The sequence below is a fragment of the Colwellia sp. TT2012 genome (genome assembly GCF_001440345.1).
Lineage (GTDB): Bacteria > Pseudomonadota > Gammaproteobacteria > Enterobacterales > Alteromonadaceae > Colwellia.
Map to the genome: position 1 here is coordinate 367,803 of NZ_LJYX01000006.1, position 12,126 is coordinate 379,928.

At 39.6% G+C, this 12,126-nt stretch carries 8 protein-coding genes; 1 reads left to right on the forward strand and 7 read right to left on the reverse strand.

Features of this window, described 5'->3' with window-relative positions:
- From ygjK to ASU03_RS03345, 3 genes are all read right to left on the reverse strand, one after another.
- Positions 1 to 2,481: an alpha-glucosidase gene (gene ygjK / locus ASU03_RS03335; protein ID WP_057830461.1), complete on the reverse strand. Its 2,481-nt coding sequence runs from the start codon at positions 2,479 to 2,481 to the stop codon at positions 1 to 3.
- Positions 2,482 to 2,737: 256 nt separating this feature from the next.
- A complete protein-coding gene (locus ASU03_RS03340; protein ID WP_057830462.1) occupies positions 2,738 to 4,069 on the reverse strand; it encodes a TonB family protein in 1,332 nt (443 codons plus the stop codon).
- The gene (locus tag ASU03_RS03345) at positions 4,062 to 4,472 is read right to left on the reverse strand and encodes a BlaI/MecI/CopY family transcriptional regulator (protein WP_057830463.1); all 411 of its coding nucleotides are present in this window, start codon (positions 4,470 to 4,472) and stop codon (positions 4,062 to 4,064) included. Before ASU03_RS03345 ends, ASU03_RS03340 begins: the two co-directional genes overlap by 8 nt.
- A 148-nt stretch (positions 4,473 to 4,620) precedes the next feature.
- Between ASU03_RS03345 and ASU03_RS03350 the strand changes: the two genes are divergently transcribed.
- On the forward strand, positions 4,621 to 5,310 hold the full coding sequence (locus ASU03_RS03350) for a hypothetical protein (protein WP_057830464.1): 690 nt from the start codon (positions 4,621 to 4,623) through the stop codon (positions 5,308 to 5,310).
- Between the two features lie 116 nt (positions 5,311 to 5,426).
- Here the strand turns inward: ASU03_RS03350 and ASU03_RS03355 are convergent, their stop codons facing one another.
- From ASU03_RS03355 to ASU03_RS03370, 4 genes are all read right to left on the reverse strand, one after another.
- On the reverse strand, positions 5,427 to 6,152 hold the full coding sequence (locus ASU03_RS03355; RefSeq protein WP_057830465.1) for a type IV pilus assembly protein FimV: 726 nt from the start codon (positions 6,150 to 6,152) through the stop codon (positions 5,427 to 5,429).
- A gap of 423 nt (positions 6,153 to 6,575) precedes the next feature.
- Positions 6,576 to 7,484, reverse strand: coding sequence for an aldo/keto reductase (locus tag ASU03_RS03360; protein WP_057830466.1), 909 nt, complete (start codon positions 7,482 to 7,484; stop codon positions 6,576 to 6,578).
- 88 nt (positions 7,485 to 7,572) lie between these two features.
- Positions 7,573 to 9,096, reverse strand: a complete 1,524-nt coding sequence (locus tag ASU03_RS03365; RefSeq protein WP_197411186.1) for a tryptophan halogenase family protein — start codon at positions 9,094 to 9,096, stop codon at positions 7,573 to 7,575.
- Between the two features lie 103 nt (positions 9,097 to 9,199).
- Positions 9,200 to 12,007: a TonB-dependent receptor gene (locus ASU03_RS03370; RefSeq protein WP_057830467.1), complete on the reverse strand. Its 2,808-nt coding sequence runs from the start codon at positions 12,005 to 12,007 to the stop codon at positions 9,200 to 9,202.
- Between the last annotated feature and the right edge of the window lie 119 nt (positions 12,008 to 12,126).

Below are 12,126 nucleotides of genomic sequence, written 5' to 3' on the forward strand. Positions count from 1 at the left end.
TTACTCAGCTAAAAATTCTCGGTAAAGCATCAAAAGGTGTGCGGCACTCCAGCTAAAGTTTGTTGCGCCTTGTACCGCGCCCGTTTCAGGGTTGTAGTTCTCTCTAATAGCGCCATTTTCACTTAAACCTTCGGCATTATTAAATAATTTCTCTGCTAAAGTTTTAGCTTCTTGATGATAACCATAATTATCGAGGGCGATTAAACCAAAATAGAGCTGATCTAACCAAACACGGCCACGCCAGTATATATCCGCATCATAAGCGGGGTTTGATAGTGCCGCCGTGCCTAGCGGGATAGTGGTATTAAACTCGCTACTTTTTAACATGATATTTTTAACCCGCTCGGCTTTCTCGACGTCAGCTATATTGGCCCATAATGGACTCCAGCCCTCGGGACCTCGGCCACGGGCGGTTAATAGTTTACCAGTACAGGCCATATTATCGGCTTGCTCAGTTTTTTTCTTACCTTTTTGATAAGTGACGGTAAAACTTCGATCATAGAAAAAGCCGCTATCTTCATCGAAAAAGCACTGGTTAATACGTTTTGCCAATGTTTTAGCTGCTTGGCGATAACTTGCGGCAAGTTTATTTTGCTGCAGTAGCTCTGCCATATTGGCTAATAATGTTTTTTCATGAGCAAGATAGGTATTAAGCTCTACTGATTCTTGATTGATAGAGAAACCGAGTAAGTCACCAGCGTCGTTGGTATTTGGGTAGAACAGCACTTGCCAGTCTTTACGTGCTTGTTTTACATCACCTTGATAATATTGCTTAGCATAAGCGGTTAACTGCTCGGTATTAATAAAGCCAAATCTGGCGGCATTATCCATACCAGACTCCCAAGCGCTGCCATGTTGAGCGCCAATATCTATATCATCATAATCGCTGCTCGCTATGATGCTTTGGTAAAGGGCAATACCTGAGCAGTGATACCAATGTTCATCTGCGCTTTGACACGCTGATAAATCAAAACCTGCTTTGCTAGGCTTAGTGATATAGCGCACCTTAAAAGTGATATTGCCTTGTTTGTCATTATGGTATCTATGTTTAGTCGCGCCATACTCAACCAAACCGTTTTGGTTATGATCTCTGTTACGATACCACCATTGATGATAACGCTGTAATTTAGGCAACATTTCTGCGATAAAGCTCACATCTTCTGTGGCTTTATATATCTCCCATACCGCCCAGCTAGCAAGAGGTGGTTTAGTATTACGTTCGTTCCAGTTACCGCCGTCACCGCCACGGGCTTTATCCTGATTATAAAATATGGCATCAATGATCATGCCTTCATCTTGTGGTCTGATGGCATCATCTGCTTGAATTTGATAGGCAAACATTGCACGAATATTTTCTTTGGCGACATCAGCATTAAAGTGCGCCATGGCATAAGCATGTTTCCAGCTATCCCAGGCCCAAAAGCCATTAAACCAACGCGCGGTTACTGAGGGAGTAACACCCGCATGGGTTAATTTACCTGCAGGGCTACGCCAATTACCATTAAGGGTTTCAATAGCTTTGATGGCAACTTTATTTTGTGCTGGGCTGCGTTTACTGTTTTTACCAACAGCCATGGCTTTGTCTAAATACTGCTGCCAGCGTTGTTTTGTTGCTAAGATTTTGCTTTGCGGTTTCTCTAAAGCGGCTTTGATAAAAGCTTGCTCAGCATCTGCTTCAGTTTGGTTATGAAAGTAACTTTGTGTACTAAAGATGCTGGTACTGCTATTTTTAGCAATGCTGATTGTGGCTGTACTTTGGTAGCTATGCTGTTTTTGTTTTATCGTCGTTTTAGTTGGTAGTGAGCGGCTAATTTGATATTGCGCACTCTTACTGGTCATAATATTCCAGGTATTGCGCACTTCACTAAAGTGAAACGTTAAGCCATTCGCATTTGCTGTTAAACTTCTCTGCCATTGGGGCAGGGCTTGTTTAACGGTGTTTTTATCATCCCATTGTGACAATAACTGACCTTGCCAAGTCAGTGTCAAAGCAAGCTTGTCATTACTGTGGTTGGTGATTTTTGTGGTAATAATAGCTGTTCTGCTACTGATAAAGTGCAAACTCAGTTCAAGTGTCAATTGTTTAAAAACAAAACTTTGCTGTAATTGCCCCGGTTTAGCCGTACGGCTGATTTTTGCCCGAGAAAAGTCTAAATTTTTATTGTTGGTTAAATCAGTTAGGGTTAATTCTTCTAATTTTTCAGCAATAAATAAGCTGTATTCTTCGGCAATGACCATAGGGCCAGTAAAAGCGGCGTAATTGTTTTCTTGCTCGGGCAATAAAAAACCATGCCAAGCACCTAAATCAAACAGTGGGTTAAATCGTTGGTTTTGGTATTTATCGTATTCTTTATGCTGTTTGGGCGTACCGGATCTATCAATGACATTACTAGTATTACTCGACGCTGCCAAGGCCATGAATGGTAATAGTATTAGTGTGGTAAATATTAATGCTAATGATGGTTTTCTAAATAACGGCATGGTACTTCTTCTTATTTGAACTTGTTACTATGGCAAATGGAGCAATAAACTATTTCGATTGGAATTAGTCACGGACAAGTGGAATTAGATAAGCGTACTATGAAGTAAGCTTGGTATATTGTATATCCTTTTGTTTTTAGTCACGGGAGCACTTTTTAAAATGAAAATGCAACGTTAAAAATTAAAGGGCTATAAAAAGAAAATACCTGCAAAACAGGGGATGCCTTACAGGTGGAACGATATAAGTACGCTAAAACTAACGGCTTACCTTGATACGCTCTATTAATGACTCTGGCTGCTCAGAGGACTCACTCATAACAAAGTCTAATTGCACCAATAAGTTTTTATGCACCTTATCGGTTGCTTTATAGCGCCACTGTTTTAACGCAGTAACTGCCGATTTATCAAAGGTGTAAGCGGGCTTGCCATTAATCACTTCGACATGACTTACTGAGCCGTCAGCCTCGACATCAAACTTTAAGACCACAGAGCCTTCGGTGCCCGCTCTAGCTGCTGAAACTGGATACTTAGGCTCTATTCTGTGGGTAGGGGATAGGCCAATGACAACTTTATTTGAGCTAACCTTATTACTTTCATCTTGGTGCAATTGATGACCCGCATAACTAACGCCTGCCAGTAATGAACTTGATACTAGAGTAAGCAAGCTTAATTTAACTACCTTAGTGATGGTGCTCTTTGTTGAGAAGCCTTTTGACATCTGCCTTATTTGTGCTATTCGATTAAACATAAAATGTTGTTCTCCGTTTTGCTTGAAACTGAGTAAGGTAAAAGCGTTAGGCGGTGACGTTTCCGCCGCTAATACCAGTGCTTTACAGTATTGGATCCTGGATTGGGTATGTTTTTTCGCCAAAACAACTTGGTCACAGGAATGCTCTTGATCTTGGCGAAATGCCGCATAAGCACGCCAAGCTAGCGGATTGAACCAGAATAGCGCTAAGAGCATAAGCGCTAGCTGATTCGTCCACATATGGTGCTGAGAAAAATGACACACTTCATGACTGATGATCAGTTGTTGCTGCTCAGTGGTGTAAAGTGCGGCAAAGTCTTCAGGAATAACTAAGATTTGTTTGAATAAACCGATAAGTATTGGGCTATGAATATGGCTGCTTTGCGCAAGCATTAACTTATTTTCGCCACTTTCATTTATTTGTTGTTGATGTTTACTATCTGTTAAAAAATCTAATTTTAACGCTTTTCGATAGTTATATTGCGTTAAGCCCCAGTAACTAATAAGTAGGGAAAAACCTAACAGCCAAGTGCTAGTGAGCCATAAACCGAGTAGGTTATCCAACGATAATTGCTGGCTAATGCTCTGGCTTGGCGAAACTAAGTAACGTTGTATTAAGCTATTTTGTGATTCAAGAGCTGTTAGCTCATTGATACTTAGACCAGTTAAATGCTGCCAAGGTAAGGGTATGAAATAAAGCACTAAACTTAGTGGAATAACCAGCCATAAGTTATAAACAGTATTGGCATCGATACTTTTTCTTAACGGCTGGCGGATAAGCAGCATTAGTGATAATAAAACTGTCAGTGGTAGTAATGAATTAACTAACGCGCTAATCATTATTTTTCTCCCAGTCAGATATCAATGATTTTAGTGCGCTAATATCGTCTTTATTAAGCTCGTTTTGCTTAGCAAAGCCAGCGACCAAGGGCGCTAATTTACCGCTGAACATACGCTCAATTAAACTGGTACTTTCTTTTAAGGTATAGGCTTCACGCTCTAATAAAGGCGAATATAAATAATGACGTTGCTGTTTTTTAAAGCTAATAGCCTGCTTTTTCACTAAACGGTTTAATAAGGTTTTTACCGTTTTTTCATGCCATTGCTTATCTTGATTTTTATCAACGGTACCATTGTCATTGGCACTGTCATTAAGTTTGGCAATTATATCGTTAGCGCTAGCAGGGTGGTTTTGCCACAGTGCTGCTAATACTTCAAATTCGGCATTACTGATTTCAGTCATATCACTTCCAGTTTTTTTCTAGGTATAATTCTAGGTATCGTTAACTATTACAAATGTAATTTATGAGTTAAGATTACACTTGTAATCTTAACTGTCAATTGTTATTTTTATCTGCGGGTTTCTTATTTCATACTAGGCGGTTAATAAAATGAAGATGATAAGTATGGTGTTGATGTGTTTTTTTATTTTGGCGTGTTCTGCAAGCAAAGTACACCTGTATACGCGTTATTTATCTGCACAGGAAACAGAGGGAATCACTAAAAACCTCGAGGCACATGGTTTTGATGTCATAGCTAATACTCTTGTTTTTCCTGATGATGTTCAGCAATCCACCTTACTTTATTCTCCATTTGTTGAAGGGGAAAACAGGGTAAATGTTTTAATAGCGACACTCGATAAAATGGGCTGGACTATCGCTAATGTACAGCTTCTTTTTGCTGGCAATCACTATTACACCAAAAATAGTGTTGGTCTGCTTTTGCTGCCTGATGGCGTGAGACAAAGTGATAAAGTGACCCAGCAAGATCTGGTCAATGAATATGAAAGCAAAGGGTGTGATACATGGATAAAACTTAGCCTAAATAGTGATGCTAGTTATCAATTTTTATATTTAAATAAAACTGACCATCAAAGTGAGCAGTTAACAGGACGTTGGCAGATCACCAGTTACCCTTATATTGAGCTGACTTCGTCAAATAAAATGTGGCGTTTCTATTATGAAATACAAAAAAGTACCATTACCGATGTGGTAGGTAAAATAGAACTTATTGAATTAAAACCGGTAGATGAACATTATACCTGGCCGAAATGCAGTTTTGTTTATGGGCTAAGGATGTAATGGCGTCAGCGTATTAATTAAGTTAATACGCTGACGTTTGCTTAGCAGAGAGAGTGGTATTAATTCACAGGGATAACAAATGGTTAGCTTTGATTACAGTATATCTTCTTTGAATATTAATTTAATGGCAGTGCATTCAAACGATGAAATTCAGTTTTCATTTGTGCTTTTGTGCCCATAGCATTGAGCATTCTTTTACTTGGACAGTTAAGAGGATAATGTGCCATTAATTGACCAATATGTTGTTTGGAAAACGTAGTCATATTGCTTTTATAAATAGCAATCATGGCGCTAAATACATCTATTTTCCATTGCTCTTTGTATCTATTGGCTATATTCCAAAGTGTTTCCTTTCGTTGGCGAGTTAGGATGCAATCAGCTTTGCTTTTTTCTTGCCTAATCGTAGGTGTTACTTTAACTGTAGTCCCTGTAGGTACGGCAGTTTTGTTGATTTTAGCGCTTACTGGAGCTTTTAGCTTTGTTGCAGTGAATGGCGTTAAGCTACTGGAAATATTAATACCTTTAACTCGTCGCCAAGCCCCCATTTCTAATTGATAAACATGGATAACCGCACGACCTGAAACTTTACTTGGACCCTTTAGCCTAAGCATGTAGTTATTAATGCGCTGAGAAGATAAAGTTGTTCTCGTTTGCTGATTAGTTAAAATGAACTTCAATGGCAATTGTTGCCCGTTTTCGACAATATTGAGTTTCACTGAAAGTGCCTGGCTGTTAGCTGACTCAACGTCATGCAAACTGATATATTCTATTTGCGCAAAGCTGTTAAAAGGAAATAATGTGAAAAAAATAATAGCCAAAGTATTTGTGATGCGAAATTTCATTATTTAATTATCACTTTAATTATCATTTTAATTGCCTTTAGATTCAAATATTGAGTGCATAACTTGAATAGGTAGAAAAAGTGGTCAGCTGAATATATGCTAATCGCTTTTTCTCCGGCAAGAGATGCAACAATGAAAATATATAAATAACCTATGAAGAACGATGCCAGATTTATGCCCTAAATAAAAGTGATATGAGTCAAAAAAGAATAGCAATACAACTCAATGTTAGCGATGCAACTATTTATCAGCATATCTGGCGAGATAAACAACGTGGTGGGTAGTCACCATTGTTGCAGGTAAAATGAGTTTTACAGTATCTAGCCGTGTAAGTGACTGTTTCAGCAGAAACAGTCACTTCAGCAAAGATAACGTTGCTAAAGCCTTACCCAAAGGCCGTTATCACGATCAGGTAATTACCTGTTAAGGCTGTGCATAACCGTTTCGTGCTTCAAGTAAACGATACCAATCTGCATGCTTATATTCAATCGCTAAAGCCTGTTTAGCAGCGACAATACGTGTTGGGGTAGTTGAACCAATGATAGGGCAGATATTGGCAGGGTGTTTAAGTAACCACGCTAAAATAAGTTGCCAAGGTGAGCAGTTATATTGCTCAGCTTGTTTTGCTAATTCGGCTGCAATACGCTGTTCATCAGCAGTAGAGAAAGTATTTCCCCAAGCAGGATAAGCCACTCCGCCTAATGGACACCAAGCAATAGGCGTTATACTTAACTGCTGACATTGATCTAAACTGCCATCGGTCAAGCTACTGATATTGTGTATATTAATTTCTATTTGATTAACCAGTAATGGCTCATCTAAGGCTGATTGCAATAAGTTAATTTGCGATGGGCTAAAGTTACTGACACCAAAGTGTTTCACTTTACCGCTGGCTTTTAGTTGTTGGAACGTTTGCGCAACTTGCTCGGCATTAAATAAATAATCAGGGCGATGCAGCAAAAACATATCGAGGTAATCAACATTTAACCGCTTTAATGAGTTTTCGACACTGGTAGTTAAATAGTCTGTTGAAAAATCATAACGCTGCGGCTCAAAGCGAATACCGGCTTTGGAGGTGATAATAAGCTGTTCACGTATTGCCGGTGTTTCTTGTTTAAGCTCATTAAGCAATTCGCCAAATAAAATTTCACAGTTACCACCGCCATAAATATCGGCATGATCAAAATGGTTATAACCCGCTTCAAGGGCGGCCCTAAGCGCTAACTTACCTTTAGCTCTATCTGTAGAGGTATTATCACCAGCAATGCGCATGCAGCCATAAATAAGACGTGAACTGGTGATGTTTGATGAATTTAACGTTATTTGTTGCATGTGCATCCTTGGTTTTTATCTAGTCTTAACCGTGTTTTCTTGCGTTAGTGTAGGTGTTTGATTTTTGCTGTTTACTTGTTTAAGTAAGCTATCGTAACGACTGTAAAAACTCATCATGACTGGGTAGTTTCTCCACCGTACGATTGATCAATGTTTTTAAGTTTGCCATTAAATCGCTTAGTTGTTCGTCAGATAAGGTGTCTACTAGGGGATGGTGATCCTCAGGTATATTACCTTGACCTATCATCACTTGCTGCCAAGCAATTTCAGTGAATAAATCATCGGGTTTACAAAAGACTTTGCCGGTTTTTTTAAATAACTCTATTTTATTAAACAATGATTCAGGTATATCCATGCGCTGACAAGCACGCCAAAACTCACTATCATCGCGGTTGTTAAGTTTGTAATGCAAGATAATAAAATCACGAATACCTTCCAATTCAGCTTTAGACTGAGCATTGAATTCATCAACTTCTGCTTGCTTGATGCCATTATGGGGAAAGAACTTCATTAATCGTATGGCCGCGGTTTGAATGAGATGAATATTGGTTGATTCCAGCGGTTCAAAGAAGCCACTCGATAAACCAATGGCAACAACATTTTTATGCCATTGTTTACGGCGGCGACCGGTTTTAAAAGGAATAACTCTTGGCTCTGCTAGCGGTTTGCCATCGAGGTTTTTCAGTAATAGCTCTTTGGCTTCATCGTCACTCATATGTTTACTAGCATAGACTAGGCCATTGCCGGTTCTGTGTTGCAGAGGAATGCGCCATTGCCAGCCAACTTTATGGGCAGTTGAGCGAGTATAAGGCTCAATAGGGGTAACTTTTTCACAAGGCACTGCAATGGCACGATCACAGGGTAGCCAGTGTGAGTAATCTTCATAACCGGTACTAAGGGTTTTTTCGATTAATAAGGCAGCAAGTCCACTGCAATCGATAAATAAATCACCGCTAATACAAGTTTCATTTTCCAGACAAACGCTTTCGATAAAGCCAGATTGATGATTTTGAGTAACTTGGGTGATGGTGCCTTCAATACGTTTAACACCCATACTCTGTGCGTGTTTAGCTAAAAACTTAGCATATAAACCGGCATCAAAATGATAGGCGTGAGCAATGCCAGGTAAATTAGTATTGGGAATGTGATTCAGCGGGGCAAATTTATGCTGTTTTGCCGCTTGGTAATTGAGTGAGAAATCCCAAAAGCTACTAACATTGATGGTGCTATCAGTATTTTTATTTTGCTGAGCTCTTAGCCAAAAATGATGAAAATCACAGAAAGGAAATTTTTTGCCTATGCTGCCAAAGGCATGCATATAACTATCACCCTCTTGATGCCAGTTATTAAATTCTATGCCCAGTTTAATAGTGCCTTGGGTTGCTTTAACAAAAGCTTTTTCATCAATGCCAATGGCACTGTTAAAATTAACGATTGGGGGGATAGTAGCCTCGCCAACACCGACAATGCCAATTTTGTCCGATTCAATTAGGGTGATGTTGAGGGTTTTTCCTAAGGTTTTTGCCAGTAATGAGGCTGTCATCCAACCGGCAGTGCCACCACCGACAATAACGATATTTTGCATGTTGTTTTGCTTGTTGCTGTGCTGCATTAGGCTCTCCATTACGTTTGCCATAAAGTGGTATTAATAAAATAAAAAAGCCCCTGTAACATACTATCACAAGGGCTTTATGCTTAGCAGTTAACTAAAAACCTTACATCTTATAGCTAAAGCCTAATAAGTAGGTGCTACCGTAATCTTGGTAATCACGTACTTGTAGCGCATTATCACCTTGTAAAGAAGTGAACGGCTCTTCAGTTAAGTTATAACCTTGTAAGAAGATAGATAGACCTTCTAAACTTTCAAAGCCGCCTTCGCCAAAATCGTAGCCAATTTGTGCATCCCAAATGGTTTCACCAACAATATCTACTTGCACAGTATTAAAACCTAAGCCGTAAACATCACCTTTAAAGGCACCACGTTTACGCATACTAGCGCGGGCTGAAAAACCATTTTTTTCATAATAGAAAGTTGCGCTGGTTATGCTGTCTGATAAGCCAGGTAATTGATAGTCATTATCGTTTTGGTCTTTCATATCAGACTCAATACCGGTATAACTAGCGATCATACCAAAACCGTCAAGGTGCTCTGAGATAACATTAAAGGGTATGGTTGCGGAAATTTCATAACCCCAAAGTGTGCCACCACCACCGTTTACTTTACCACTACCTGTACCTGTGCTCGTTGCTGGTAATTCACCGGTTGATGGGTCGGCGACACCGGTCATATCCACTTCATAAGTACCATCAAAAATCCAGTTTTTCAAATCTTTATGGAAAAATGCTACCGCGAAATAACCTTCATCACTGAAGTAGTTTTCATAAGATATATCAATGCCAATGGCTTCTTTTGGTTCAAGTGACGGATTACCACCATTCACGCTCCAGTAGTTGCCATTTTCATCTGGTGTTTGGTTGTATGTGGCGTTATATGAAGCATTCATTTCATCTAAACGAGCACGGGAAATCGTTTTAGCTGCGCCAAAACGTAAAGTCTGACTATCATCAAGTTGCAATGATAAGTTAATGCTAGGCAAGAAATTACTATAGTCATGGCTAACATCGGTTGGTTCAGTAACCACTAAACCATCAACGGTGTTAAAGGCATTACCTTGTGAAGACTGATCGGTATAAACATAACGAACACCAAAGTTACCGGTCAGAGGTAAACCAGCAATATCCGTAATAAGCTCAGCTTGGACAAACGCCGAGATGATTTTTTCATTAACCATCCAAGATTTAGTGGCATGAGTTGGGTTCGTTAAGCTTTCTTGCAGTAGGTCATAGTAGCCATCGTTGATCAAACCCATGGTATCGTAAGCTATCATGTCGCCCATACCTATAAAGTCTAAGTTAGCTGAGCCTAAACGATACTCTTCAGGGACCGATTGCATGCCTGGATTATCAGGGTAGCTAAAGCTGCTTAAAGTCATAAAGTAACCTTCAGACTTTTTAGTTTTTTCACGTTCACGATAACCGATACCGTAAGTAATATCAGAGATGAAATTCAAATCAACTTCCTGACTAGCCGCAAATTTTAACGACATTAACTCATCATCAATGCTCGGGGTATTAATAAAACCATCTTGTAATTGGTTTTCATAGTCAGTACCCGTAACACCGTATTTATCATTAAGTGCGCCACTCCAGCCCCAACTTAACGGACCGCCTAATTGAATTAGGTTGTAATCACTGTAATCAAGACCATGGCTAAAGGTCGCGCCAGTATTACCCGAGTCAAAGGTGTAACCTAAATCATCTGCTGCGCCTCGGCTATCACCACGGCCAGTACCTGAGTAACTTTCCACACTGTATACATCACGCTCTACTTTTGAATAAGCAACATCAAAGTCTAAGGTCCAGTTATCACTGGCAACCCATGAGGTATTAAAACCCAATGACAATAACTGAGCATCACGTTCTTCGTAGTCATTACGTACTACGACACGTTGGCCTTGAGTGATGGCACTGGTGACAAAACCTGTTGCCGGATCAATTACCGCAGTATCGCCAGAGATAGAGCCTTGTCCCCAAGCGAAAGGTACTTCAATACCGCGTAAAATTTTAGTATCTAAAAAGTCTACATAAAGCGCATCAAAGGTCATTTTTAAGTCATTAGTTGGCGCAGCTTCAATCACTAACATCACTGAATCACGCTCTAACGTTGAGGAGCGAACATATGGCTTAGCGCCACCTAAAATAGAGCCTTCAGTGCCATCGTCATAAGTGAAGGTTGGGTAGCCCCAAGCATTCCAACGCTTCTCTTGGTTTGGTGATGTCATGGTGGTATAAGCAAAAGCAACACCTAAAGTATCGTCGTTAAACTGATCCATATAGAAGAAGGTGCCTTTTAAACCTGAGTCATCACCATCAGGGTTTAATTTATCAAAGCTGGTTTTTTCATAGGTACCGTTAAATTGAATAACGCGACCATCTTGGTTAAGTGGTTTAATGGTTTGTAAATCAATAACACCAGCAATACCTTCACCTTCTAGGCTGGCATTAGGTGTTTTATAAACGGTAACGCCGCTCATAATTTCAGAAGGGTATAAGTCAAATTCAACGCCACGGTTATCACCGATAGACACTTGTTCACGACCATTTAAGGTAGTGCCACTTTCATTTTCACCGAAGCCGCGAATACTGACTTTACTGGCACGACCATCAATACGTTGTGCTGCAAGACCAGGTAAACGTGCAATAGACTCAGCAATAGAAGAGTCAGGTAACTTACCAATATCTTCAGCAGAAATTACTTCAACAACGTTTGATGAATAACGTTTTAAGTTGATTGATTTAACTAGGCTTTTACGAAAGCCAGTCACTTGAATTACTTCTACTTCTTCTTCCGCGGTTTTTTCTGCGGCTTTAGTCTCTTCTGCAGCAAAACTTGCAGTGCTTAATGCCATCAAGCCACTTGAAAGTAGCGCTAATGTCATTTTGCTTGGTTTAAAATGTAGCATTGAATATTCTCCCCTAGCCATCCGTGATTAATTTTATTAGCTAATTTCCATTTAGCCAAATAATTATATATTGATGTTTTATGTTGTCGTTATGCTGTCACATGTATTAATTCGTTATT